This window comes from Paraburkholderia sp. RL17-381-BIF-C, from assembly GCF_046026435.1.
GTDB lineage: Bacteria > Pseudomonadota > Gammaproteobacteria > Burkholderiales > Burkholderiaceae > Paraburkholderia.
Window position 1 is genome coordinate 1 of sequence record NZ_JARESX010000008.1, and the last position, 23,996, is coordinate 23,996.

Here is a 23,996-nt window from a genome sequence, read left to right on the forward strand (position 1 = left end):
GGCTGGCGGTGTGAAGCCGCTTTCTTTGCTTACTTTCTTTGCGGCAGGCAAAGAAAGTGAGTGCCGCCCCGCACAGGGGCAACGCCAATAGACCACCAGGAATTCAAGGAAAGGCCAAAACCCGAAAGAACAAAGCCACAACCCGCCGAGCAAACAAAAAACCCCTCATAGCGCCCCAGCCCAATTTGTGCTTTACTTTTCGGCAGCCCCATAAAAAAACCGCAGCACCCTCATCGGACCCACGAACAGGCAGCTGAAGGCGAACAACAAAACGGAAGGTCCGGTCTCACCCCATAAGGAGACAACTTCATGGCGATCAGCATCAGTCTGACGGTGAATGGCGCGCCCATCAGCGCCTCAATCGACCCTGGCACACTGCTAGTCCAGTTCCTTCGCGATCAACTCCGGCTCACCGGCACGCACGTCGGCTGCGATACGGCCCAGTGCGGCGCATGCACTGTCCATCTGAACGGACGCGCGATCAAAGCCTGCAACATCCTCGCAGTGCAAGCCGAAGGCGCGGAGATCACCACCATCGAAGGACTCGCCAAAGACGGCGCGCTGCATCCCATGCAGGCAGCCTTCAAACACTGCCACGGACTGCAATGCGGCTTCTGCACCCCCGGCATGGTGATGAGCGCGGTTTCGCTCGTGCAGCGCCAGCCGAATCTCACCGGCGACGACGTGCGCGCCCAACTCGACGGCAATCTGTGCCGCTGTACGGGGTATCACAACATCGTCAAGGCAGTGCTCGAAGGCGCCGAGGGCATGAAGTCCGCCGGCACGGCCAACGCCGCCGCGAACGCGCAAGCCAATGCACCGGCCACTGCCTGAGGAGCCGACGATGAACGCACCCGAAACCCATCTGATCGGCGCTTCCGTCGAACGTAAGGAAGACTATCGGTTCCTGACCGGCAACGGTCAGTACACCGACGACATCGTCCTGCCCCAGCAAACCTACGCCGTGTTCCTGCGCTCGCCCTACGCGCACGCGAAGATCAACAGCATCGATACCGCCGCGGCCAAACAGTCGCCCGGCGTGGTCGCGATCTTCACCGGCGCGGACATGGCGGCCGACAACGTCGGCGGGCTGCCGTGCGGCTGGCTGATTCACAGCACCGACGGCAAACCGATGAACGAGCCGCCGCATCCGATCATCGCGCATACGAAAGTGCGTCACGTCGGCGACCAGGTCGCACTCGTGATCGCCGATTCGATCAAGGCCGCGAAAGACGCCGCCGAATTGATCGAAGTCGACTACGACGTGCTGCCCGCCGTGGTGGACACCGCGCATGCAGCAGACGCCGGCCAGCCCGCGGTTCACGACGAAGTCCCGGACAACGTCTGCTACAACTGGGGCCACGGCGACAAAGCCGCAACCGACGCCGCCTTCGCCAAAGCCGCGCACGTCACCACGCTCGACATCGTCAACAACCGGCTCATTCCGAACGCAATCGAACCGCGCGCGGTCAACGCGAGCTATTCGGTGCAGGACGACAGCTACACGCTCTACGTCGCGAATCAGAATCCGCACGTGGAACGCCTGCTGATGGCCGCATTCGTGCTCTCGCTACCGGAATCGAAACTGCGTGTGATCGCGCCGGACGTGGGCGGCGGCTTCGGATCGAAGATCTTCCTGTATGCCGAAGACGTCGCGCTCACCTGGGCGTCAAAGAAAATCCGCCGTCCGGTCAAGTGGACGGCCGAGCGCTCGGAAGCGTTCGTCTCCGACGCGCACGGCCGCGATCACGTGACCAAAGCCGAACTGGCGCTGGACGCGGACGGCAGGTTCCTCGGCATGCGCATCCATACGACCGCCAACATGGGCGCGTATCTGTCCACGTTCGCGTCGAGCGTGCCGACCATTCTGTATGCGACGCTGCTCGCGGGTCAGTACACCACGCCCGCGATCTACGCGGAAGTGAAAGCGGTGTTTACCAACACCGTTCCCGTGGATGCCTATCGCGGCGCGGGCCGCCCCGAAGCGACATATGTCGTGGAGCGCCTCGTCGAAACCGCCGCGCGCGAAATGAAGCTCGATCCGGCGGAGATTCGCCGCCGCAATTTCATCCGCGAGTTTCCGTACGCGACGCCCGTCGGCCTCACCTACGACACCGGCGACTACGAGACGATTCTCGCGCGTTCGCTCGAACTCGCGGACGTCAAAGGCTTCGCCGCGCGCAAACAGGAATCCGAAAAGAACGGCAAGCTGCGTGGCCTCGGCTATTCGTGCTACATCGAAGCCTGCGGTCTCGCACCGTCGAATATCGCGGGCGCATTGGGCGCGCGAGCCGGCCTGTTCGAAGTCGGTCAGATTCGCGTCCATCCCACCGGTTCGGTCACCGTGTTCACGGGTTCGCATAGCCACGGCCAGGGACACGAAACGACCTTCGCGCAAGTGGTGGCCGACCGGCTCGGCATTGCGCTGGAAAGTGTCGAGATCGTCCACGGCGACACCGGCCGCATTCCGTTCGGCATGGGCACATACGGCTCGCGCTCGATCGCGGTCGGCGGCTCGGCGATCATGAAGGCGCTCGACAAGATCGAAACCAAAGCGAAGATGATCGCCGCACACCTGCTCGAAGCCGCGGCGGAAGATATCGAATTCAAGGACGGCGTATTCCGCGTCGCGGGCACGGATCGCACCAAGGCGTTTGCCGAGATTTCGCTCGCCGCGTACGTGCCGCACAACTATCCGCTCGACGTGCTCGAACCAGGCCTTGAAGAAAGCGCGTTCTACGATCCGACCAACTTCACCTATCCGTCGGGCGCGTACATCTGCGAGATCGAAGTCGATCCGGAAACAGGCGTGTGCCGCATCCAGCAGTTCACCGCAGTGGACGACTTCGGCAACGTGATCAATCCGATGATCGTCGAAGGCCAGGTGCATGGCGGGCTCGCTCAGGGCATCGGCCAGGCGATGCTGGAGCGCTGCGTATACGACAACGAGAGCGGCCAGTTGCTGTCCGGCTCGTACATGGACTACGCAATGCCGCATGCGTCCGATCTGCCGAACTTCACCGTCGAAACCGCCAAGGGCACACCGTGCACGCACAATCCGCTCGGCGTGAAAGGCTGCGGCGAAGCGGGCGCGATCGGCTCACCGCCGGCGGTGATCAACGCGATCCTGGACGCGCTCGCGCCGCTCGGCGTGACCGACCTGCAAATGCCGGCGACGCCGCATCGCGTGTGGTCCGCGATTCACGCGGCCAAGCAACCCCATTGAGATCCTGAGCGGAGCATTCGACATGTATTCATTCGAGTATCAACGCGCGACGGATCCCAAAGCGGCCGCCGCCCTCCTCACCGCCGACAGCGACGCGAAGTTTCTGGCCGGCGGCCAAAGCCTGCTGCCCACCATGCGTCTGCGTCTCGCGCAGCCGTCACAATTGATCGACGTGACACGCATTCCCGCGCTCAAGTCGTTTACCGTCGACGGAAAAACGGTGACGATCGGCGCCGCCGTATGCCATGCGGACGTCGCGGATCACGCGGAACTGCGGCGCGTATCCCCGGCGCTCGCGGATCTCGCCGCGCATATCGGCGATCGCCAGGTGCGCGCGCTCGGCACGATAGGCGGCTCGCTCGCCAACAACGATCCGGCCGCCTGTTATCCGGCCGCTGCCATGGCGTTGGACGCGACGATTGTGACGGACCGGCGGCGCATTGCGTCGAGCGATTTCTTCGTCGGCATGTATGAGACGGCGTTGGCGCCCGACGAGCTGATCGTCGCCGTGGAGTTTCCAGTGCCGGAGCGCGCGGCGTACGAGAAATTCCGCAATCCCGCTTCGCACTTCGCGTTGGTCGGCGTATTCGTCGCGAAGTTTGCGAGCGGTGTGCGCGTCGCGGTGACGGGCGCGGCGTCTTCGGTGTTTCGTGTGCCTGAACTGGAAAGCGCGCTGTCGGCGAACTTCACGCCCGAGGCTGCACGCGCGGTGACTGTGTCGGCCGCCGACCTGAACACCGACATGCACGCGAGCGCCGAATACCGCGCGCATCTGATTCCGGTGCTGGCCGCGCGCGCGGTGACGAAGGCGAACGCTTAGCTGTTCTTCGCTGCTCGCGGCTGACGTGCCTGCGCTCGCACGGGCACGTCAGCCGCATTCGCTCAGGTGCGCCGACGGCGCGTCGCGTCGCTTCGTTACTTCGCTTGATCGGCTTCGCTTCGGCGGCTTCGTTTCGTTGGCTTCGTTTCGTTGGCTTCGTTTCGTTGGCTTCGTTTCGTTGGCTTCGCTTCGTTGGCTTCGCTTCATCGGCCACGTTTCTCCAGCCACCCTTCCTTGCGCAGATTCAGGAACTCCATGCAGCCCGCTTCAATCGACGACACCCTCGCCCAACTCGCCGCCCAGAGCTATTTCGCCAGCCGCGAGCTGGCGACCGCGCTGTATCTCGCGCTGCGCATGGAACGGCCGTTGTTCGTCGAAGGCGAGCCGGGCGTCGGCAAGACCGAACTCGCCAAGGCAGCGGCGGGCATGCTCGGCACCTCGATGTTGCGGCTGCAATGTTATGAAGGTCTCGACACGGCGAGCGCGCTCTACGAATGGGACTATCCGCGGCAAATCATGGCGCTGCGTCTTGCCGAAGCCGCTGGCGAGCGTCCCGACAACGACACCCTGTATCGCGGCGAATTCCTGCTGAAGCGCCCGCTGCTGCAAGCGCTAATGCCCGATGAAAATCATCCCGGCGCACGGCGTGTATTGCTGATCGACGAGATCGACCGTGCCGACGAGCCGTTCGAAGCCTTTCTGCTGGAATTGCTTTCGGACTTCCAGGTATCGATTCCCGAATACGGGACGGTCCGCGCGGAGCAGCCGCCGCTCGTCGTGATGACCTCGAACCGCACGCGCGAAGTGCACGACGCGTTGAAGCGCCGTTGCCTGTATCAATGGATCGGCTATCCGGAGCGCGATCGTGAACTGGAGATCGTCGCCGCTCGCGCGCCGCAGACTTCGGCGGAATTGCAGCGGCGGGCGGTCGATTTCGTTCATCAGCTGCGCGGCATGGATCTGTTCAAGGCGCCCGGCATTGCCGAAACGATCGACTGGTGCCGCGCGTTGGAGGCGCTATCGGTCACCGAGCTCGATCCGCAATCCGTGCACAACACGCTCGGCGTGCTGCTCAAGTATCAGGACGATCTGGCGCGCGTCGATGCCGCGCAAATCGCGCAGTGTCTCGCCGCGCCTGGATAGCCAGCATGACGAACTCATTCGACGCAGGTAACAGCGGCGCCTCGGGCCATAGCACACCGCTCGACGACACACCCACGCTCGCGCGCAACGTGGTCCATTTTGTACGGCTGCTACGCGGTGCCGGCTTGCCGATGTCGCCCGCCCAAGCCGTCGACGCGCTCGCCGCGCTGCACTGGATCGATCTGGGCCGCCGCGACGACGTGCGCGCCGCGCTGGCCGCGTCACTGGTCTCGGCGCCGGACGAACGCGATCTGTTCAACGCCGCGTTCGACCTCTTCTGGCGCGATCCCGATTGGGAAGGCAAGCTGCGCGCGCTGCTACTGCCGAAAGTGCGGGACGGTCTGCCGCCGCCCAAACGCAACAACCGTCTCGCCGACGCGCTGGCCGTGCGCGCGCCGCCGTCACCGCACAGCAAGGCGCCACAGGAAACCGAACAACACGAACTGCGTGCGCACGTCACCTTCAGCGCGGAAGAGCGCCTGCGTCATCGCGATTTCGACACGCTTTCCGCCGACGAATGGCGCACTTTGCGTCATCTGATCCGCGGCCAGCGTCTGCCGCTCGCAACCGAGCCGACGCGCCGCCTGAAAGCCTCTTCGCACGGCACGCATGCGGACTTGCGCGCGAGCGCCCGGCACGCCGTGCGCGCGGGCGGCGACTGGACGGTGTGGAAGTATCGCGCGGTGGTCGAGCGCAAACCGCCGCTCGTGTTGCTGCTCGACATCTCCGGCTCCATGAGCAGCTATTCGCGCGCGGTGCTGTATTTCTGCCATGCGCTCCTGCAGTCGCGCGAACGGCTGCAGGTGTTTCTGTTCGGCACGCGCCTCACCAACGCCACGCGCGCGCTGCGCGAGCGCGACCCCGATGTGGCGATCGCGACGCTCACCGAGCAGGTGGTCGACTGGTCAGGCGGCACGCGGATCGGCGCGGCGCTCGCCGAATTCAACCGCCGCTGGGCACGGCGCGTGCTGACCGGTCGTGCCACGGTGCTGCTCGTCACCGACGGCCTCGATCACGAAGCGATCGATGTGCTCGACACCGAGATGGCCCGCCTGCACCGCTTCGCACACCGTATCGTGTGGCTCAATCCGCTGCTGCGTTTCAGCGGCTTTTCTCCGAAGGCGCGCGGCGTACAGGCAATCCTGCCGTATGTCGACGCGCATCGTCCGGTTCATAATCTAGACAGCCTGACGGCGTTCGGCCGCGACCTCGCGCAACTCACGCGCGCGCCTCGTCGCAGCGCCGGCGTCAGGGCTGCCGCAGGAGCGACACCATGGAATTGACCGAAACCCATACGCTTCCCGTTTCGCAGCAACGCGCATGGGAAGCGCTGAACGACACGGAGATTCTGCGCGGCTGCATTCCCGGCTGCGAGAGCATCGATCCGGACGGTGAGAACGCCTACCTGGTGGCGCTGAGCGCCGCGGTCGGCCCGGTCAAGGCGCGTTTCAAGGGACGCATGCAACTCACCGACATCGAGGCGCCCAATTCGTACAGCATCGTGTTCGAAGGCCAGGGCGGCGCAGCGGGGTTTGCCAAGGGCAACGCGCACGTTTCGCTCCAAGCCGACGGCGAGGCCGTCACGAAGCTCACCTATACGGCGAGCGCACAGGTCGGGGGCAAGCTCGCGCAGATCGGCTCGCGGCTCGTCGACGGCGCCGCGCGTAAAATCGCGGGTGAATTCTTCAAGCGCTTCGGCGCGCGGCTAGGCGCCGACGGCGAAGGCACGGCGCCCCCGGACGGCGATGAAAATGCAGCCGATCAAACGGCGCCGCACAATACAGCATCGAATGAAGCCGCGGACGGCGAGTCCGGCGGCGACGCAACGAAAAGGAAGAAATCATGGACAGCGTGGATCTCGAAGTCCTGAAGTCCAGCGCACGTTGGCTGGAAGAAGGACATCGCGCGCTACTGGTCACGGTGGTGAAGACATGGGGCTCGTCGCCGCGTCCCGAGGGCGCGATGCTCGCAGTGCGCGACGATGGGCTGGTGGTCGGCTCGGTGTCGGGCGGTTGCATTGAAGACGATCTGATCGACCGGGTGCGGCAACGCGGTATCGAGCAGGTGCTACCCGAAGCGGTCAAGTACGGCATCACCGCGGAGGAAGCGCACCGCTTCGGCCTGCCGTGCGGCGGCACGATTCAGTTGGTGCTCGAACCGATAACGGCGCAAAGCGGCATTGCCGAACTGTGCAGCGCCGTGGAGAACGGCCGCCTCGTCGCCCGCGAAGTGACCATGGCGAGCGGCGCGGTGCGGCTGGAAAACGCGCAGGCAACGGACGGCGTGCATTTCGACGGCGAACGTCTGCTGACGATTCACGGACCGCGTTACCGCATGCTGGTGATCGGCGCGGGGCAGTTGTCGCGCTATCTGTGCCATATCGCAGTCGGGCTCGATTATCAGGTCACCGTGTGCGACCCGCGTGAGGAATACACCGAGGAGTGGGACATCCCCGGCACGAAGATCGTGCGGACCATGCCCGACGATACGGTGATCGAGATGAAGCTCGACGAGCGCTGCGCGGTGATCGCGCTGACGCACGACCCGAAGCTCGACGATCTCGCGCTGATGGAAGCGTTGAAGACGCCGGCGTTTTACGTCGGCGCGTTGGGTTCGCGCAGGAACAACCAGGCGCGGCGCGAACGCCTCAAGGAGTTCGATCTGAACGATACCGAGTTGGCCCGCTTGCATGGACCGGTGGGAATTTATATCGGCAGCAGAACGCCGCCTGAGATCGCGGTTTCGATTCTTGCCGAAGTGACGGCGGCCAAGAACGGTGTTTCTCTGCCCACCTTGCTTCAGGTCGAAGGCGCCAAGGCTGCGCGTGAGATTGCGGCTTCCGGCGGAACGGCCTGTAGCGTTTAACGGGAATACTGTCTGCGCGCGGCGCTGCCTTCAGCCGCCGCTGCGCCTATCCGCGCACCGCGACGCCGCGCGGCGCAACAACCCGCTTACATCAAGCCGCACACCACTGCGGCGATCACCGACCCGCCCACCAGCACGACGCCCACCACGCGGCGCTTGTTCAACTCGGTCCACAGCAGGACACCGGTCAGCGAAAGCAGAATCATGCTGCCGGCGATCGTGTCGATCAGCAGCACCCAGCCGACGCTTAGCCCCACGCCTTTGTGCAGGTTGTTCATCGTCGAGAGAAACGAGTTGTGCGTGCGTTTCACCGCGACGAAGCCGTTGCCCACCCAGTATTCGGCCTGCACGCTCTGTGCAGGTCCCATGATGCCGACTTGCCAGAATTCCGGCTGCATCGTGCTGCGATCGCCCCACGCCACCGGATGCGCCGGCTCGCGCCTGGTTCTGCCCGGCTTGCCGTCGATCTTCAGTTCGGCTTTGAGCCACTTCGCCAGTTCCATCGGCGAACGCAGCGGTTCGTGCGGCACGGGAATCTGCATTTCTTCCACCTGCGGCTCACCCGACGACACCTTCAACGGGCCACCTCGGTGGTTCAGGAGGAACCCGGTCGCGCCGAACAGCAGGCCCAGCACCGCGCCCCACAGACCGACCCAGCCATGCACCTTGCGCAGCCACTTGATGAAATTCGCGCGGCGCGAACGCTGACGCCGCGCGGCCTGCTCGGCGTCGTCCATCAGATGATGGCCGCGTTGCGGCGTGTGAGCGGTGTATTGCGTGCCCTGACCAGCGGCGGGTTGCATATCGATTGATTCAGGCGCGTTCAAATCCAGGCTCCAGGCGCAGCAAGATGATCCGTCGCGGGCACGCGGCGACAAAGCGCCCGCTCACCGGCAGCGGTCAAAGAGGTGTCGAAAAGGAAGGACCGGACAACCCGGCTTGCGGGCCAGGTGCTCCGGCCGAGAGGCTGGCTGGCAGTCACAGAGGAGAAATGTGACAGGAAGCTGGCGACGCCTTTTAGTTGAGAATGGATATCATTACATAAACAGGGTATTTGCTCAATCCCGACGCGCGACATCCGCTTGACATTGGCGCGGCGCAAACCGACTCTAACTGGCGATCCCGTCAACGCCTCGTTCGGATACCTGCCTGCCATGCGCCTCTCTTCTCTTGTCTTTCTTGTCTCTGTCGGCTGGCTCGTCGGCATCCCCGGCGCGAGCGCGAGCGTCCAGGCGAGGCTGGACGATCCCTATACCAACGAAGGCGAGACGCAGACCTTCACCGTGAACGCCGACGGCTCCTACTCGAAGCTCGATTCGATGACGCTGCACGTGAATACCGAAGCGGGCGTCGCGCGGGTGGCGCAGCAATATGTCTGGTTCAACCGCAACATGGCGGACGTACAGATCCTCGAGGCCTACACGACCACCGTCGACGGCGTACGTCACGACGTGCAGCCTGAGCAGATCCGCGACGTGCAGGAAGCCCGCTCGTTCGACGCGCCGATGTTTCAGGACATCCAGGAAAAAGTGATCGTGTTTCCCGCGGTGGAGCCAGGCGCGCGCGTGCATCTCACCTATCGCAAGACGCAGAAGCAGCCGATCGTGCCCGGCGAATTCAGCGACTTCACACCGCCCGATCTCGCGCCAACTCTCAACTTCCGCCTGATCTACGATCTCCCGGCCGGCAAGCCGCTTTACGCGGACGCGCGCGGCTTCACCGTTGTGCAACCCGTGACGCGCGACGGCCGCACGCGCTACGAATATCGCTACGACAGAGCCCATTTCAGCCGACTGGAACGCGGCTCGGTTGCCTACGTGTCGTATGGCGACCGGCTGATGGTCTCGACCTTCCCGGACTATGCCGCGTTCGCCGCAACCTACCGCGAATCGGCGACGGACGCGGGCGCGCGAGACGCCGCCGTCGTGCGTCTCGCGCAGCAGCTCACCGCGCACGACCGCGCGCCGCGCGACAAGGCCAAGACGCTGTATGACTGGGTACGCCGCAATGTGCGCTACGTGGCGATCAACGTCGGACGCGGCGCGGTGGTGCCGCACAGCGCGAGCGCGGTGCTCGCGAACCGCTACGGCGATTGCAAGGATCACGTGGCGCTCTACGGCGCGCTGCTCGACGCGGCCGGCGTGCGCAACGAACCGGCCTTGATCAGCAGCGGCACGATCTACACGCTGCCGAGCGTGCCGGGCTACGGCGTCATCAATCACGTCATCACGTGGCTGCCGGATTTGCAGCAATACGCGGACTCGACCGCGTCGAATGTCGAGTTCGGTTTCCTGCCGTCGTCCGATATGAACCGGCCGACCGTGCTCGTCGGCGAGGGCGTGCTCTCGCGTACGCCCGCCACCGCAACCATGACGCGCAGCACCGATCTATCGATCAAGGTCGAACCGGATGGCTCGGCGAGCTTCATCTATCGGCTGAAAGCGGCCGGCGCTTCCACCGAACAGACGCGCGCCATGTTGCGCACGCAGACGCCCGCGCAACGCGAGGAGTCGATCCAGGCCGAATTGCGCGGCGCCAATCTGCGCGGCGCCGCCACGCTCACCACGAACGACCTCACCGTCGCCGACGGCCCGCTCATCATCACGATGAAAGGCACGCTGGAAAATCTCGTGGTGCCTGGCGCGGCGGCATCGATTCCGGCGCTGACGAGTCTCGCAGGCGGCTTCGCGGCGGATACGCGTTACTGGCTCGGCGAGCGCCAGCGCACGCAGCCGTTCGTTTGCCATAACCTGGCGTTGCATGAACGCGCGCGCATCGAGTTACCCGCCAATTTTCGCGTGCTCGACATGCCGGAAGCAAAACGCACCCAAGGCCGCTTTGTCGATTTCCAGTCGCAGTACACATTCGATCAGCCCAGCAACGTCGTCACGATGACGCGCGACGGCGCCACGCATTTCGATAGCGACGTCTGCACGCCCGACGACTTTGCGCAGATGCGCCCCGCGATCGAAGCAATCGGGCGCGACGTGCGGGCGGAAGTGATTGTCAGATCGACGCTGGTGGAGTCGTCGAGCGTTGCGTCGCAGGCGCCCTGAGCGCCCGCGACAGCTAGCGCATGCCATGAAGCGGCGCTGCGTTCAAACGGGCCAGAGCGGCCCTTCCTGCATCGCACCGAGTTGCTCGCGCAACTCGAGGATGCGCTCTTCCCAGTAACGCTGCGTGTTGAACCACGGAAACGCCGCGGGGAATGCCGGGTCGTCCCAGCGCCGCGCGAGCCAGGCCTGATAGTGAATCAGCCGCAGCGTGCGCAACGCTTCGACGAGATAGAGTTCGCGCGGCTCGAAGTCACAGAAGTCTTCATAGCCGGCGAGCAGATCCGCCAGCGCGCGCGACGCTTCGGCGCGCTCGCCCGGCAGCAACAGCCACAAATCCTGCACCGCCGGTCCCATGCGACTGTCGTCGAAGTCGACGAAATGCGGCCCCGCGTCGGTCCACAGCACATTGCTCGGATGGCAGTCGCCATGCATTCGCAACATGCGGATGTCGCCCGCTCGTTCGAACGCACGCTCGACACCTTCGAGCGCGAGATTCACCACGGTTTCCCACGCAGTGCGCACGTCGTCCGGCACGAAACGGTGGGCGAGCAGGAAGTCGCGCGGCTCGTAACCAAACGTGTTGATATCGAGCGTAGGTCGCTCGATATAGTTCTGCGTCTGGCCGACCGCATGAATGCGGCCGATGAACCGCCCGAGCCATTCGAGCGTGTCGGGCCTGTCGAGATCCGGTGCGCGGCCGCCGCGACGCTCGAAGATGGAGAAGCGAAAACCGTCGAAGGTATGCAGTGTGCGGCCCTCGAAAGCGCGCGCGGGCACTGCCGGAATCTCGCGCGCGGCGAGATCGGCAACAAAGGCATGTTCTTCGAGAATGGCGGCGTCGCTCCAGCGCTCGGGGCGGTAGAACTTCGCGACCACGGGCGGGCCGTCTTCCACGCCGACTTGGTACACGCGGTTCTCGTAGCTGTTGAGCGGCAGCATGCGACCGTCGGTGCGCACACCGACCGTGCTGAGCACGCTGTCGAGCGCGTCGAGCACGATTTCCGGCTTGAGCCGGGCGAAAGGTACAGCGCTGCTAGCGCTGTCCTGTGGATCGAGGATGTCGTCGTTCATGCCCGCATTGTGCGCCGCGCCGCCGTCAAAGACGAGAGCGACAGCACACAACGCGGAACCACCCGCGGCTTACAACTTGCACACGGCGTGCACTCAAACTGCCTTCAATGCATCTGCGCGCTCGACGGTCGCACCAACTCGCCCGTATCGATCAGGTCTTCAAGGAAAAAGGGTTCAGTGTTCAGTTGCAGCGAAGCGCCGGGCTCGCCGGCATACCACGCCACCATGGCCATGTCGCCGAGAATGCGCATGACGATCCCGCGCGCGCCTTGCGGCACGGCGATATGCACCGATCGGACAATGGAACCGATTTGCATGATGTTTCCCCGTTTCTCCCATAGCCGGCTTTATGGTTTCCATGCCGGTCAAGGTGATGATAAAAGCGTCGCTCCGCCGATAACGTTGCGTACGCACCCAATCTGCTGCGCGTGATACGCGTGAGAGGTTCGAGTCATTGTTCCCGTTTTGCGGGGCCGGGGAAAGCGCGAACTCGAGGGTCTTTAGCCGTCGTTTCGCCCTATTCCCATTACGGCGCGACCGACCGATGATTCGGAGCGTAACGCGTCGCAACGAGACCATCATAAACCCTGCTGGGGTGAGATATCAAAATCGTGCACCAACTGGACCATTTGTTCGATCGGCCCGCCGAGCCAGCCGGCTCGGGCCACGGCGGCACACGTCACGCCCGCCACGCGCCGCTCCATATGGCGGCAGGTAGCGGCCGATCATGGTCGATAGGTATTCGTGCGCGCTTCGGTGCAAGGCGTGCTGCGCGAGGCGCTAATTGCAGCATGCCTGACAGGTCTGATGATTCTGCTGCTTCTCGGCAATTGGCGCGCCACGCCGATCATCACCGTGTCGATTCCGCTGTCGATGATCACGTCGATCATCGCGCTCTCCATGCTCGGCGAAACCATCAACATCACGACGCTCGGCGGCCTTGCGCTCGGTGCGCATTCTGGTGTTCCTCGCGTGTCGATACGCGCATCCGTCGGTTGATAGCGGCCGGCGAGTTGCAGTCGATCATCGACAGCATCGGCTTGCTGGTTTCAGGCATCAAGACCGCACGCGTGCACAGCAAGCCGGCTTCTCGCAACGCGACGTCGCGAGCAATCTGCTGATCACGTTGTCCGGCAGCCAGCAAAGCACGCCGACGTTCTGGCTCAATCCGCGCAACGGCGGGAGCGATAACGTGATCATCGAAGCGCCGCAATACACGATCGATTCGCTGCAATCGCTCGCGAACATTCCACTGACCGCGAACGGACGCAACAATGGTCTCGGTTCGCTTGCCACCATGAAGCGCGAAGCGGGCAACGCGACGCTCACGCGCTACAACGCGCAGACCACCATCGATATTTTCGGCACCGCCGACGGCCGCGATCTCGGCGGCGTGTCCAACGACATGAGCAAGATCATCGACGACGTCAAGGCCAATCTGCCGAAGAGCTCGACCATCGAAGTGCGCGGTCAGGTGCAGACCGTGTATCGGCATCACGACCGCCAACTCGATTCTCGTCATCAGCTTCGCGCGCGAGCAGTTGCTCGAACACGGCGACGCGACGCGCACGGATTTTTCAGCGTATCCTTAACTCTTTTGTGTCAGCTGCATGCCTGAGGAGATTGTTTCGTGACTCCGCTTCCGGACTCTCCCCACACCTCTGCTTCGGCGGCTTCCGCTTCGTCCATTTCTTCAACCGCTTCCGCTTTGTCCAACATCCCCTACCTCGAACGCGGCACACGCGCGTACTGGCGCGCCAGCATCGCGCTGCTGTTCGCCGGCTACGCGACCTTCTCACTCCTTTATTGCGTGCAGCCCCTGCTGCCGTCATTTTCGACGGCGTTCAACGTGACGCCGGCACAGAGCAGCCTGTCGCTTTCGCTGACCACGGCGGCGCTCGCGGTCGCCGTGTTCGCGGCCGGCTTCATTTCGGAAGGCTGGAGCCGTCACAAACTGATGACGCTGTCGCTCACCCTTTCCGCGCTCGCGACTATCGGCGTGTCGATCGCGCCGCATTGGCATCAATTGCTCGTGCTGCGCACGCTCGAAGGTCTCGCGCTCGGCGGTGTGCCCGCCGTCGCGATGGCCTATCTCGCGGAAGAAGTGCACCCCGACGGTCTCGGCCTCGCGATGGGGCTCTACGTCGGCGGCACGGCGATCGGCGGGATGGCCGGGCGTGTGATTACCGGCGTCGTCGCGGATCTGTTTTCGTGGCGCGTCGCGATCGGCACGATCGGCGTACTCGGCCTTCTGTCGATGCTCGCGTTTCGCACGCTGTTGCCGCCGTCGCGTCATTTCGTGCCGCGGCGCGGACTCGGTTTCACGCACCACCGAACCGCCCTCTTCAAGCAATTCAGGCGACCCGGCTTGCCTTTGCTGTTCCTGCTCGGCTTCGTGCTGATGGGCAGCTTCGTCACGCTCTACAACTACCTTGGTTACCGCTTGCTGGCGCCGCCCTACCGGCTGGATCAGACGGAGATCGGCGCGATCTTTATCGTGTATCTGACGGGCGTGGTCGCCTCGCCGTGGTCGGGACGCATGGCCGACGCCTTCGGCCGCGCGCGCGTGCTCACCGGCAGCTTGCTGTTGATGGCGCTCGGTGTCGCGCTCACCATGCTGCATCCGCTGACGGCGATTGCGGCCGGCATCGCGTGTGTGACGTTCGGCTTTTTCGCCGGACACTCGGTGGCGAGCGGGTGGGTCGGACGTCTTGCCAAAGAGGCCAAAGGCCAGGCCGCCGCGCTGTATCTGCTCGCGTATTACATCGGTTCGAGCGTGGTCGGCTCGTATGGCGGCCACGTGTGGGCAAATTACGGATGGAACGGCGTCGTCGGATTGGTCGGCGCTTTGCTCGTCGTCGGCCTCGTTGCAGCGGCACGTTTGCGCGCACACGAACAAGCTCGCGCATGACCGCTTGGTGACCCGACTCGCATTGAAAGACGCCGAAAAGTAAGGCCGTCGTAAGCAAACACTTCATTTTTTTCAGCGTATTTGCTGCGACGCGGCAATCGTCGCGGCCTAAGCGGCACAGGGTTCAGCGGCTTGCGAATAGCCGCTGCAGCGCCGCAAAGCATCGCTACGGCGACCTGACTGTCTCCTATACTCAAATCGAGCGTGGGCGGTGCATGACTCCATAAATCGAGCCGCCGTCTTCGCCGGTAATTATAAGGAGACGAGAATGACGACCTACTTCACGATCGGCGATTTCATCCTGGTCATTCCGATGGCGTTGGCCGGGGCTTTGTTTGTCGGTGCGCTTCCCTGCAAGACGGAATTCCGGCACAACGCGCTGCGCGTGCTTGGCGCGCTGCTCGGCGTGGTGTTCGCGGTCGTGCTGGTCGAAGGTTTGCCGGCGCTCGTCTAGATGAAGAAAGCCGCCCGTGGGCGGCTTGACTGTTTCTATGGCGTGAACGACAAAGGCGCGGGGATCAGATCGCCTGATCCGTGGAGGGCTTTTCCCACAAGTTGATGCCACCTTCGGTCGCGTAGCGGTCGATCTCAGCGAGCTCGTCCTTCGAGAACGCGAGGTTCTTCAATGCGCCTACGTTCTCACGCACCTGCTCCGCGCGGCTCGCGCCGATCAGCACGGAAGTCACGCGCGGATCGCGCAATGCCCACGCGAGCGCCATCTGAGCGAGGCTCTGACCGCGACGTTGCGCGATGTCGTTGAGCTTGCGCACGTGCTCGATGTTCTGCGCGCTCAAATGCTCCTGCTTCAATGAGCCGCCGCCCGGCTTGTTGACGCGCGCGTCTTCCGGCACGCCGTTCAGGTATTTACCGGTGAGCAGACCCTGAGCCAACGGCGTGAACGCGATCGAGCCCGCGCCGACCTTCTCCAGCGTATCCAGCAGCTCGTGTTCGATCCAGCGGTTGAGCATGTTGTACGCGGGCTGATGAATCAGCAGCGGCACCTTGTATTCGGCGAGCAGCTTCGTCATTTCAAGCGTCTTGCTGGCCGAGTACGACGAGATACCGATGTACAGCGCCTTGCCCTGCTGCACGGCGCTCGCCAACGCACCCGCGGTTTCTTCGAGCGGCGTATCGGCATCGAAACGATGCGAGTAGAAAATATCGACGTAATCGAGGCCCATGCGTTGCAGGCTCTGATCGAGACTCGCGAGCACGTACTTGCGCGAACCGCCGCCTTGCCCATACGGACCCGGCCACATGTCCCAACCGGCCTTCGACGAAATCAGCAGTTCATCGCGATACGGCTTGAAGTCGTCCTTGAAGAGGCGGCCGAAATTGGTCTCGGCGCTACCGTACGGCGGCCCGTAGTTGTTGGCGAGGTCAAAGTGCGTGATACCCAGGTCGAAAGCCGTGCGCAGGATGTCGCGCTGCGTGGAGATCGGCGTAGTGTCGCCGAAGTTGTGCCACAAACCGAGCGACAGCGCCGGCAGTTTGAGACCCGACTTGCCGCAGACGCGGTACTGCATGTCCGAATAGCGTTCTGAAGCTGCTTCGTAAGCCATTGCTAGTGTCCTTGATGTTGAAGGCGCCCGACCAGTGCGGGCATGGGCAATTGCATGCTGCGGGAGGCGTGCCGCTCTGTTTTTGTAAGTGGGGATGCGGCCAGACCGCTATGGTAGCGAATCGAAGTGAAGCATGCAGACGCCCAGTATGCGGGATGGACGATTGCTTGCGGCTCCCCTACACTTTGCCCGATTCAGGCTCATGGGAGAGGTAGATGACAAAGGCGATTTCCATCGCGTTGATTGTCGGCGGTATCGTGCTGCTGTATTTCGGCGGGCAGGCGTTCAATTCGGTGAGCAGCGACGTCTCGCGCGTCTTTACCGGTTCGCCGAGCAACAAGGCGATCATGCTGATCGTGGGCGGCGTTATCGCCACGATCGCCGGATTGACCGGCATGGCTTTGTCGGGCCGCAAGCGATAACCGCCTGCGCGGCCACGCGGCGCTTCGGGTTTCGCGAACGAAAACCCAAGGCGCCGTCAGGAACCCAAAAAACTAGAACGCTACCTCGGGCTTCGCTGCCGAACGGGTTCCCGGCAACGGTACATTGCTCGCACCGTGATAGGTGTACACCAGCGAGAACTTCACCTGATCGGTGATGTTCTTGCCGGCCGAATGAAGCGTATTGCAGTGGAAGAACACCACGTCGCCGGCTTTGAGTTCAGGTGAGACCGCAGTGCGAATCCATTCCTGATTCTCTTCCAGATCGGAGCGGAAGAATTTGGCCTGATCGAACCGGTCGGATGTGAATGCGGCGCTGTGCGACTTCGGCACCATCCACAGCGCGCCGTTATCCACCGTCTCCGAACCGACCGCGAGCCACACCGAAACCAGATCGTCGCGCTCGAACGACCAATACCGCACGTCGCGATGCCAGCCGGTCAAACTGCCGTACGCAGGATGCTTGGTCATCATGCAGTTATGGTGCGCGCGCGACAGGCGCGGCTCTTCGCCGAAATACAATTCCATCCAGCCGCGAATTTCCGGCGCGGTCGCCCACTGCGCAAAGCTTGGATCGCGTCCGTACGCATCCAGCAGCCGCCGCACCGTATGGCCGCCAGGTGCCTGCTTGGACGTGGGCGCGCCGGGATACTGCAGATCCGCTTCGAACTCGATCGGAGCAGCCGCTTCATCCAACTGACGCTGCGCGATCTGTTTCAGTTCTTCGCAGCGCTCGGGCGACACCAATCCGGGCACCACGACAAAACCCTGCTCCCGCAACGTTTGAATCTGCTCTTTCTTGGAATGGAATGACATGGTGTTCCGTTACTGTCGACTAGCTGATGCTCGATTGTAAAACGGGCGCGATCGCGCAGTGTGCTGTTTCACTATCCGGAAGCGGCAGTCTTACGCACTACTTTCATGCGGGTGCGCAACCGAGCGGCACATTGAATGGGCAAGCACGCACGATAATCGCCCTCAAAGGGCGCGACCGGCGCTGCGGCAAATCGGGATTTGCTCCGTAAAAACCCCTATTCGCAGGGTAAAAACCGACTTTCTGACGTCATGAATCGCGTGTAACCTGCGCTGCATGTTGATCGTCATTCCCGCACTATTGCGCCGCGTCGAGGCCGCCAAGGCCGACTCCGCTGTATTCCGTGCACTTTTCCATCGAATTCCAGGCTTTCGCGCCGTTCATTGCGACGCCGCCATTGGCACATTTGGTGCTCCTCATGGCGCACATTCCGTCGCGCGACACGTTGCCTACCAGTGAAGCCATGCATACTCTCCTGAGCACCCGTCTTACCCGCGCCGCACTCAAGGCGGCACGTCCGGCGCGTCGCCATGTCGTGCGCGCGCTGCGTCACCATGCCACGCGCACTCGCGCGCTGGGCGAACAATGGCGCGATGCCAAAGCCGTCGACGGCATTCGCACCTGGTTCAATACGTTCTTCTCCGCGCTGCGCCTGCAAGGCAGCTCGCGCCGCTTCTCGCTGCGTACGCTGCTGCGCAAACCGACGCCGCTGCGCCTCGCCGCGCCGCGCGCAGCGGTCGCCGTGCCGCAGAACACGAGCCGCCGTCCGCGTCGCATGTCGACGAACGGCAGCACCGCCTGGTTCGCGTTCGCGTTTGCGAGCCGTTGAGGCGATTCAGAACGCTTTGCTGAACCGGCGCGACTCATGCGCCGCATTGACGACACGAAGGCTTCGTCGCCGGTGAAGCCTTCGGCCGATCGCGTGGCAACGCGGTTTATCGATTGGCAAAGGCAATAAAAAACCCCGCAGGCTCGCGCTGGCGGGGTTTTTTGCTGATACGGACGGCGCGCGCTTATTCGGCGAGCGCGGCAACCGGTTCCGTGCCGGCGGCTTCGGCAAGCGCCAGAGCCTTGTCCGTGGATTCCCACGTGAATTCCGGCTCTTCGCGGCCGAAGTGACCGTAGGCCGCGCTCTTCTCGTAGATCGGGCGCAGCAGGTCGAGCATCTGGATGATGCCCTTCGGACGCAGGTCGAAATGCTCCTGCACTAGACGCGTGATGGTCGCATCCGACACGCGGCCCGTGCCGAACGTGTTGACCATCACCGAAGTCGGCTGGGCAACGCCAATCGCGTACGACACCTGAATCAGGCAGCGCGAAGCGAGACCCGCGGCCACGATATTCTTCGCGACATAACGGCCGGCGTAGGCCGCCGAACGGTCAACCTTCGACGGGTCCTTGCCCGAGAACGCGCCACCGCCGTGCGGTGCAGCACCGCCGTACGTATCGACGATGATCTTGCGGCCGGTCAAACCGCAATCGCCTTGCGGACCGCCGATCACGAAACGGCCGGTCGGGTTCACGAGGAACTTGATGTCGCCCTTGATCAGCTCGGCCGGCAGCGTCGGCTTGATGACTTCTTCGATCACCGCTTCGCGCAGCGTGCCCAGATCGATGTCCGGCGAATGCTGCGTGGACAGCACCACGGTGTCGATGGAATGCGGCTTGCCGTCGACATAACGCACGGTGACTTGCGACTTCGCGTCCGGACGCAGCCACGGCAGACGGCCGTCACGGCGCAGATTTGCCTGACGCTCCACCAGACGGTGCGACAGGTGAATCGGCAGCGGCATCAGTTCCGGCGTTTCTTCGCACGCGTAACCGAACATCAGGCCCTGGTCGCCGGCGCCTTGATCGAGGTTGTTGTCGTGCGCGCGGTCCACACCTTGCGCGATGTCCGGCGATTGTTTGTCGTAAGCGACGAGCACCGCGCAGCCGCGATAGTCGATACCGTAGTCGGTATTGTCGTAGCCGATACGCTTGATCGTGTTGCGCGCAACCTGAATGTAATCGACGTTCGCCGTGGTGGTGATTTCACCGGCGAGCACGACGAGACCCGTGTTGCACAGCGTTTCCGCGGCGACACGCGAGTATTTGTCCTGCGCCAGAATGGCGTCGAGAATGGCGTCCGAAATCTGATCCGCGACCTTGTCGGGATGGCCTTCGGAGACGGATTCGGAAGTGAAGAGATAGTCGTTTGCCACGTTGCAGACTCCTGTTTTGTGGTTACGGTTGAGTTTCACGTAGCCAGCTTCGGGAGCCTTGAAGCGGCGACGCTTTAGCGGATTACCTTACCGACAGGCGCAAATCACATGGTTTGCAGCCACCGGCTTCGCCCCGCAAGTTGTCTATTAACTCGGCGAAGCCCTTATTATAGCGACTTCCTTTGATTGTCACAGAGTGTCTACGAGTGCGGTATTACGTCAATTCTTCCGCTTTCCTGAAGCCCGTCCCGTGCAGCGCCTCTTTTCAGGAGGCGGCATGCTGAGCCGCTATGGCGCCAAACTCGCGATCGGGCTGCTGAAACTGTTTGCACTGTTGCCGTATGGCCTGATCGCGCGTCTCGGCGACGGGCTGGGCTGGTTGCTGTATCAGATCCCGAGCCGTCGCAAGCGCATCGTCCATATCAACCTGAAGCTGTGCTTCCCCGAATGGAGCGACGAACGCCGCGAAGACGTCGCGCAGAAGCATTTCCGCCACGCGATCCGGAGCTACCTGGAGCGCAGCGTGCAATGGTTCGGCTCGGCGAAGAAACTCGAAAAATTGATCCAGCTCGACAGCGCGATCGATCTGACGGACCCGAACCTCCCGCCCACGCTGTTTCTCGGCTTTCACTTCGTCGGCATCGAGGCGGGCTCGATCTTCCTGAACTATTCGCTCAAGCGCCGCTGCGGCTCGCTCTATCAGCCAATGTCGAACCCGGAGCTGGAAGAGGTCGCCAAAGCGGCACGCGCGCGTTTCGGCGCGGACATGGCGAGCCGCGCCGACAGTGCGCGCATCGTGCTGCGCTGGCTGCGCGAGCGCAAACCGGTCATGCTCGGCGCCGACATGGACTACGGCGCGCGCAATTCGACCTTCGTACCGTTTTTCGGCGTGCCGACCTGTACGCTGACCGCGGTGGGGCGTCTCGCCAAGGTCGGCCACGCGCAAGTGGTGCCGTTCATCGGCGAGGTGCTGCCGAACTATAAGGGCTACCGGCTCAAGGTATTCAAGCCGTGGGAGAACTACCCGACCGGCGACGACGACGCAGACGCCCGCCGCATGAACGCGTTCCTCGAAGAACAGATTCCGTTGATGCCGGAGCAGTACTACTGGGTGCACAAGCGTTTCAAGACCCGGCCGCCGGGCGATCCGAGCGTGTATTGAACCGCCGCCCACGCGGTCCGCAAAAAAGCGCCCGAATGTGGAAATGACGCGGGGTTCGGCTCACCTGCGGGCGCGTCACTTACAATAGCGTGATGAAACTGAAATTCACCAAAATGCACGGCGCGGGCAACGACTTCGTCGTGCTCGACGGCTACACCCAGCCGGTCAACCTGACACCGGCGCAGGTGCGCGCGCTCGCGGACCGGCATTTCGGCGTCGGCGCGGATCAGTTGCTGCTGGTCGAAAAGCCCACCGTCGACGGCGTCGATTTCAGATATCGCATCTTCAATTGCGACGGCGGCGAAGTCGAGCATTGCGGCAACGGCGCGCGCTGCTTCGTCAAGTTCGTGCGCGATAGCGGCCTCACGGATCAACGCAGCGTGCGCGTGCAGGTGCAAAAGGGCACCATCACGCTGACCATGCAGGAAAACGGCGAAGTGCTGGTCGACATGGGCACGCCCGTGTTCGACCCGGAGCGCGTGCCGTTCGCCACCAAAGGCCTCGAAGGCCGCCGCGAAGGCGCGGATACGCTTTGGCCGCTCGACGTGAACGGCACGACGCGCTGGATTTCCGTGGTGTCGATGGGCAATCCGCACGCCGTGCAGGTGGTCGACGACGTCGAAGCGTTCCCGGTGCTGGTCGAAGGCCCGGTGATCGAGCGCCATGCGCGTTTTCCGCAGCGGGTGAACGCAGGCTTCATGCAGATCGTCGGTCGCAGCGAGATCAAGCTGCGCGTGTACGAGCGCGGCGCGGGCGAAACGCTCGCGTGCGGCACGGGCGCATGCGCGGCGGTCGCGGCCGGCATCCGGCGCGGGTTGCTCGACGCGCCGGTGCTGGTGCACACGCACGGCGGCAAACTGACCATCACATGGAACAGCACGCAAGCCGACGAGCCGCTGCTGATGGCCGGACCTGCCGCGACCGTCTTCGAAGGCGAAATTGAACTGGCCGACGCCCTGGCGGATTCACAGGCCGCATAAACTCATTGACCGATGCGCCGCCTCAAGGCGTCGCCCCGTAGTCCATTAGCCGAAACCATGAACGATCGCGAAGTCGCCGAATACCTGCTCGCCAACCCTGAATTCTTCGCCGAACACGCGGAAATGCTCGCGACGATCCGGCTCGCGAATCCGCACGGCAAAGCCGCGGTGTCGCTGCAGGAACGGCAGATGGAAATGCTGCGCGACAAGAACAAACACCTCGAACGCCGCCTCGCCGAACTTCTGCGCTACGGCCATGAGAACGACAGCATCGCGTCGAAATTCAACCGCTGGACCATCCGCGTGATGGCCGAACGCGATCCCTATGCGCTGCCGCGCACGATCGCCACCGGTCTGCGCGATATTTTCGACGTGCCGCAGGCGGCGCTGCGCGTGTGGGATATTGCCGAGCCTTATGCGCAGGCCGACTTCGCGCGCCATGTCGGCGAGGAAGTACGCATCTTCGCCAATAGCCTGACCACGCCGTATTGCGGCGCGAACACCGGCTTCGAAGCCGCGCAGTGGCTGGCGCCGTCCGTCGCGGCTGTCAGCGACGACAGCGCGGGCCACGCGGCGTCCGAGTCGGCGCACGCCACCGAATCGATCGCCTTGCTCGCGCTGCGCGACCCGGAAGGCAACGAAGAAGCGCCGACCTTCGGCCTCCTCGTGATGGGTTCGCCCGACGCGCGCCGCTTCCACGACGGCATGGCAACCGACTTCCTCACGCAGATCGGCGCGCTCGCAAGCGCCGCGCTGAGCCGTCTGCTGCCGCGCTGAGCGCTGCCAAAGCCGCCAGAAAATCACCGTGACCGCCACCGACCCGATCGCCGCCTATCTGTCGAATCTCGAACACGAGCGGCGGCTGTCGGCACATACGCTGCGCGGCTACACCCACGAACTGGAAGAACTCAAGCAGCTGGCCAAAGGCCGGCCGCTCGAAAGCCTCACCGCCGTGGACATTCGCGGCGCCGTTTCGCGCGCGCACGCGGGCGGCCTGACGGCGCGCTCGATCAGCCACCGGCTCTCGGCATGGCGTGCGTTTTACCGCTGGCTCGCCGGCCGTGTCGATCTGCCGGCCAATCCGGTCGCGACCGTGCGCGCGCCGAAGCAGGCCAAAACGCTGCCCAAAGCGCTTTCCGTCGACGACGCCACGCGACTGATGGAAAGTCCGCCCACCGCATCGCCCGAAGGTTTGCGCGATCACGCCATGCTCGAACTGTTCTACTCGTCGGGGCTGCGCCTCGCCGAGCTGGTCGGCCTCGACGCCCGTTTCGCCGATGCCGACGGCTACCGCTCGGCCGGCTGGCTCAAGCTCGACTCGGCCGAAGTCGAAGTGCTCGGCAAGGGCAACCGGCGCCGCGTCGTACCGGTCGGCAGCAAGGCGCTGGAGGCCTTGAACGCCTGGCTCGCCGTGCGCGACCAGATGGTGAGGCACGATCCGCATCCGCTCTTTCTGTCGGCGCGCGGCAATCGCCTGTCGCCGAACGTGGTGCGTGAGCGCGTGAAGCGCGCGGCGCTGGTCGCCGGCATTCCCGCCAACGTGCATCCACACGTGCTGCGGCATTCGTTCGCCACGCACGTGCTGCAGTCGAGCGGCGATCTGCGCGCGGTGCAGGAACTGCTCGGCCACGCCAGCATCACCGCCACGCAGGTCTACACCGCGCTCGATTTCCAGCATCTCGCGCACGTCTACGATCAGGCGCATCCGCGCGCTAAAAAACGCGACTGACGCCGCGACCCGC

General features: G+C 63.6%; 23 protein-coding genes and 2 pseudogenes. 18 read left to right on the forward strand and 7 right to left on the reverse strand.

The window, feature by feature from the left end; translation table 11 throughout:
* Positions 1-309 precede the first annotated feature (309 nt).
* From P0D70_RS07620 to P0D70_RS07650, 7 genes are all read left to right on the forward strand, one after another.
* On the forward strand, positions 310-834 hold the full coding sequence (locus P0D70_RS07620; protein ID WP_408183971.1) for a (2Fe-2S)-binding protein: 525 nt from the start codon (positions 310-312) through the stop codon (positions 832-834).
* Positions 835-844: 10 nt separating this feature from the next.
* Positions 845-3,226 (forward strand): xanthine dehydrogenase family protein molybdopterin-binding subunit, encoded by a 2,382-nt coding sequence (locus P0D70_RS07625; protein ID WP_408183972.1) that lies wholly within the window; start codon positions 845-847, stop codon positions 3,224-3,226.
* Positions 3,227-3,248: 22 nt separating this feature from the next.
* Positions 3,249-4,046: an FAD binding domain-containing protein gene (locus tag P0D70_RS07630; RefSeq protein WP_408183973.1), complete on the forward strand. Its 798-nt coding sequence runs from the start codon at positions 3,249-3,251 to the stop codon at positions 4,044-4,046.
* Between the two features lie 255 nt (positions 4,047-4,301).
* Entirely contained in the window at positions 4,302-5,189 is an 888-nt protein-coding gene (locus tag P0D70_RS07635; protein ID WP_091797183.1) for an AAA family ATPase, read from the forward strand.
* A 5-nt stretch (positions 5,190-5,194) separates the two neighbouring features.
* Positions 5,195-6,472, forward strand: coding sequence for a vWA domain-containing protein (locus P0D70_RS07640; RefSeq protein ID WP_408183974.1), 1,278 nt, complete (start codon positions 5,195-5,197; stop codon positions 6,470-6,472).
* On the forward strand, positions 6,463-7,059 hold the full coding sequence (locus P0D70_RS07645) for an SRPBCC family protein (protein WP_408183975.1): 597 nt from the start codon (positions 6,463-6,465) through the stop codon (positions 7,057-7,059). Before P0D70_RS07640 ends, P0D70_RS07645 begins: the two co-directional genes overlap by 10 nt.
* A complete protein-coding gene (locus tag P0D70_RS07650) occupies positions 7,032-8,054 on the forward strand; it encodes an XdhC family protein (RefSeq protein ID WP_408183976.1) in 1,023 nt (340 codons plus the stop codon). Before P0D70_RS07645 ends, P0D70_RS07650 begins: the two co-directional genes overlap by 28 nt.
* Before the next feature lie 86 nt (positions 8,055-8,140).
* On the opposite strand, the gene P0D70_RS07655 is transcribed toward P0D70_RS07650, so the two are convergent.
* Positions 8,141-8,881, reverse strand: a complete 741-nt coding sequence (locus P0D70_RS07655; protein ID WP_408183977.1) for a PepSY-associated TM helix domain-containing protein — start codon at positions 8,879-8,881, stop codon at positions 8,141-8,143.
* 327 nt (positions 8,882-9,208) lie between these two features.
* On the opposite strand from P0D70_RS07655, the gene P0D70_RS07660 reads away from it, so the two are divergent.
* Entirely contained in the window at positions 9,209-11,110 is a 1,902-nt protein-coding gene (locus tag P0D70_RS07660; RefSeq protein WP_408183978.1) for a DUF3857 domain-containing transglutaminase family protein, read from the forward strand.
* 42 nt (positions 11,111-11,152) lie between these two features.
* Here P0D70_RS07660 and P0D70_RS07665 read toward each other — a convergent pair whose 3' ends face one another.
* The gene (locus tag P0D70_RS07665) at positions 11,153-12,181 is read right to left on the reverse strand and encodes a serine/threonine protein kinase (RefSeq protein WP_091800889.1); all 1,029 of its coding nucleotides are present in this window, start codon (positions 12,179-12,181) and stop codon (positions 11,153-11,155) included.
* Between the two features lie 104 nt (positions 12,182-12,285).
* Complete coding sequence (locus P0D70_RS07670; RefSeq protein ID WP_007179664.1) at positions 12,286-12,498, reverse strand: hypothetical protein; 213 nt, start codon at positions 12,496-12,498, stop codon at positions 12,286-12,288.
* Positions 12,499-12,919: 421 nt separating this feature from the next.
* Here P0D70_RS07670 and P0D70_RS37095 point away from each other — a divergent pair.
* The 4 genes and pseudogenes from P0D70_RS37095 to P0D70_RS07685 all read left to right on the forward strand — a co-directional run.
* Positions 12,920-13,129 (forward strand): annotated as a pseudogene (locus tag P0D70_RS37095) (efflux RND transporter permease subunit); the annotation flags it as partial.
* A 112-nt stretch (positions 13,130-13,241) separates the two neighbouring features.
* Positions 13,242-13,764 (forward strand): annotated as a pseudogene (locus P0D70_RS37100) (efflux RND transporter permease subunit); the annotation flags it as partial.
* Between the two features lie 104 nt (positions 13,765-13,868).
* On the forward strand, positions 13,869-15,092 hold the full coding sequence (locus P0D70_RS07680) for an MFS transporter (RefSeq protein WP_408184058.1): 1,224 nt from the start codon (positions 13,869-13,871) through the stop codon (positions 15,090-15,092).
* A 268-nt stretch (positions 15,093-15,360) separates the two neighbouring features.
* A complete protein-coding gene (locus tag P0D70_RS07685; protein ID WP_091797197.1) occupies positions 15,361-15,546 on the forward strand; it encodes a hypothetical protein in 186 nt (61 codons plus the stop codon).
* A 64-nt stretch (positions 15,547-15,610) separates the two neighbouring features.
* Here the strand turns inward: P0D70_RS07685 and mgrA are convergent, their stop codons facing one another.
* A complete protein-coding gene (gene mgrA, locus P0D70_RS07690) occupies positions 15,611-16,654 on the reverse strand; it encodes an L-glyceraldehyde 3-phosphate reductase (RefSeq protein WP_091797200.1) in 1,044 nt (347 codons plus the stop codon).
* A gap of 215 nt (positions 16,655-16,869) precedes the next feature.
* Between mgrA and P0D70_RS07695 the strand changes: the two genes are divergently transcribed.
* Positions 16,870-17,076 carry a DUF3185 family protein gene (locus P0D70_RS07695; RefSeq protein ID WP_091797202.1) on the forward strand — a complete coding sequence of 69 codons (207 nt, stop codon included), beginning with the start codon at positions 16,870-16,872 and terminating at the stop codon, positions 17,074-17,076.
* Between the two features lie 72 nt (positions 17,077-17,148).
* Here the strand turns inward: P0D70_RS07695 and P0D70_RS07700 are convergent, their stop codons facing one another.
* Both P0D70_RS07700 and P0D70_RS07705 read right to left on the reverse strand, forming a co-directional pair.
* Entirely contained in the window at positions 17,149-17,910 is a 762-nt protein-coding gene (locus P0D70_RS07700; protein ID WP_408183979.1) for a phytanoyl-CoA dioxygenase family protein, read from the reverse strand.
* A gap of 295 nt (positions 17,911-18,205) precedes the next feature.
* Positions 18,206-18,328 (reverse strand): hypothetical protein, encoded by a 123-nt coding sequence (locus P0D70_RS07705; protein WP_408183980.1) that lies wholly within the window; start codon positions 18,326-18,328, stop codon positions 18,206-18,208.
* Between the two features lie 43 nt (positions 18,329-18,371).
* On the opposite strand from P0D70_RS07705, the gene P0D70_RS07710 reads away from it, so the two are divergent.
* Entirely contained in the window at positions 18,372-18,737 is a 366-nt protein-coding gene (locus P0D70_RS07710) for a hypothetical protein (protein ID WP_408184059.1), read from the forward strand.
* 184 nt (positions 18,738-18,921) lie between these two features.
* On the opposite strand, the gene metK is transcribed toward P0D70_RS07710, so the two are convergent.
* Complete coding sequence (gene metK, locus P0D70_RS07715) at positions 18,922-20,112, reverse strand: methionine adenosyltransferase (protein ID WP_132376386.1); 1,191 nt, start codon at positions 20,110-20,112, stop codon at positions 18,922-18,924.
* Positions 20,113-20,389: 277 nt separating this feature from the next.
* On the opposite strand from metK, the gene P0D70_RS07720 reads away from it, so the two are divergent.
* The 4 genes from P0D70_RS07720 to xerC all read left to right on the forward strand — a co-directional run bounded on the left by P0D70_RS07720 (position 20,390) and on the right by xerC (position 23,983).
* Positions 20,390-21,274, forward strand: coding sequence for a lipid A biosynthesis lauroyl acyltransferase (locus tag P0D70_RS07720; protein WP_091797208.1), 885 nt, complete (start codon positions 20,390-20,392; stop codon positions 21,272-21,274).
* A gap of 92 nt (positions 21,275-21,366) precedes the next feature.
* Positions 21,367-22,254, forward strand: a complete 888-nt coding sequence (gene dapF / locus P0D70_RS07725; protein ID WP_091797210.1) for a diaminopimelate epimerase — start codon at positions 21,367-21,369, stop codon at positions 22,252-22,254.
* Between the two features lie 57 nt (positions 22,255-22,311).
* Entirely contained in the window at positions 22,312-23,031 is a 720-nt protein-coding gene (locus P0D70_RS07730) for a DUF484 family protein (RefSeq protein ID WP_408183981.1), read from the forward strand.
* 28 nt (positions 23,032-23,059) lie between these two features.
* A complete protein-coding gene (xerC, locus tag P0D70_RS07735) occupies positions 23,060-23,983 on the forward strand; it encodes a tyrosine recombinase XerC (protein ID WP_408183982.1) in 924 nt (307 codons plus the stop codon).
* Positions 23,984-23,996 lie beyond the last annotated feature (13 nt).

Bases quoted from the DNA above. Each gene is read 5' to 3' on its own strand.
- P0D70_RS07620 (WP_408183971.1), top strand. From the start codon at position 310: ATGGCGATCAGCATCAGTCTGACGGTGAATGGCGCGCCCATCAGCGCC.
- P0D70_RS07625 (WP_408183972.1), top strand. From the start codon at position 845: ATGAACGCACCCGAAACCCATCTGATCGGCGCTTCCGTCGAACGTAAG.
- P0D70_RS07630 (WP_408183973.1), top strand. From the start codon at position 3,249: ATGTATTCATTCGAGTATCAACGCGCGACGGATCCCAAAGCGGCCGCC.
- P0D70_RS07635 (WP_091797183.1), top strand. From the start codon at position 4,302: ATGCAGCCCGCTTCAATCGACGACACCCTCGCCCAACTCGCCGCCCAG.
- P0D70_RS07640 (WP_408183974.1), top strand. From the start codon at position 5,195: ATGACGAACTCATTCGACGCAGGTAACAGCGGCGCCTCGGGCCATAGC.
- P0D70_RS07645 (WP_408183975.1), top strand. From the start codon at position 6,463: ATGGAATTGACCGAAACCCATACGCTTCCCGTTTCGCAGCAACGCGCA.
- P0D70_RS07650 (WP_408183976.1), top strand. From the start codon at position 7,032: ATGGACAGCGTGGATCTCGAAGTCCTGAAGTCCAGCGCACGTTGGCTG.
- P0D70_RS07660 (WP_408183978.1), top strand. From the start codon at position 9,209: ATGCGCCTCTCTTCTCTTGTCTTTCTTGTCTCTGTCGGCTGGCTCGTC.
- P0D70_RS07665 (WP_091800889.1), bottom strand. From the start codon at position 12,181: ATGAACGACGACATCCTCGATCCACAGGACAGCGCTAGCAGCGCTGTA.
- P0D70_RS07670 (WP_007179664.1), bottom strand. From the start codon at position 12,498: ATGCAAATCGGTTCCATTGTCCGATCGGTGCATATCGCCGTGCCGCAA.
- P0D70_RS07685 (WP_091797197.1), top strand. From the start codon at position 15,361: ATGACGACCTACTTCACGATCGGCGATTTCATCCTGGTCATTCCGATG.
- mgrA (WP_091797200.1), bottom strand. From the start codon at position 16,654: ATGGCTTACGAAGCAGCTTCAGAACGCTATTCGGACATGCAGTACCGC.
- P0D70_RS07695 (WP_091797202.1), top strand. From the start codon at position 16,870: ATGACAAAGGCGATTTCCATCGCGTTGATTGTCGGCGGTATCGTGCTG.
- P0D70_RS07700 (WP_408183979.1), bottom strand. From the start codon at position 17,910: ATGTCATTCCATTCCAAGAAAGAGCAGATTCAAACGTTGCGGGAGCAG.
- P0D70_RS07705 (WP_408183980.1), bottom strand. From the start codon at position 18,328: ATGAGGAGCACCAAATGTGCCAATGGCGGCGTCGCAATGAACGGCGCG.
- P0D70_RS07710 (WP_408184059.1), top strand. From the start codon at position 18,372: ATGCATACTCTCCTGAGCACCCGTCTTACCCGCGCCGCACTCAAGGCG.
- P0D70_RS07720 (WP_091797208.1), top strand. From the start codon at position 20,390: ATGCTGAGCCGCTATGGCGCCAAACTCGCGATCGGGCTGCTGAAACTG.
- dapF (WP_091797210.1), top strand. From the start codon at position 21,367: ATGAAACTGAAATTCACCAAAATGCACGGCGCGGGCAACGACTTCGTC.
- P0D70_RS07730 (WP_408183981.1), top strand. From the start codon at position 22,312: ATGAACGATCGCGAAGTCGCCGAATACCTGCTCGCCAACCCTGAATTC.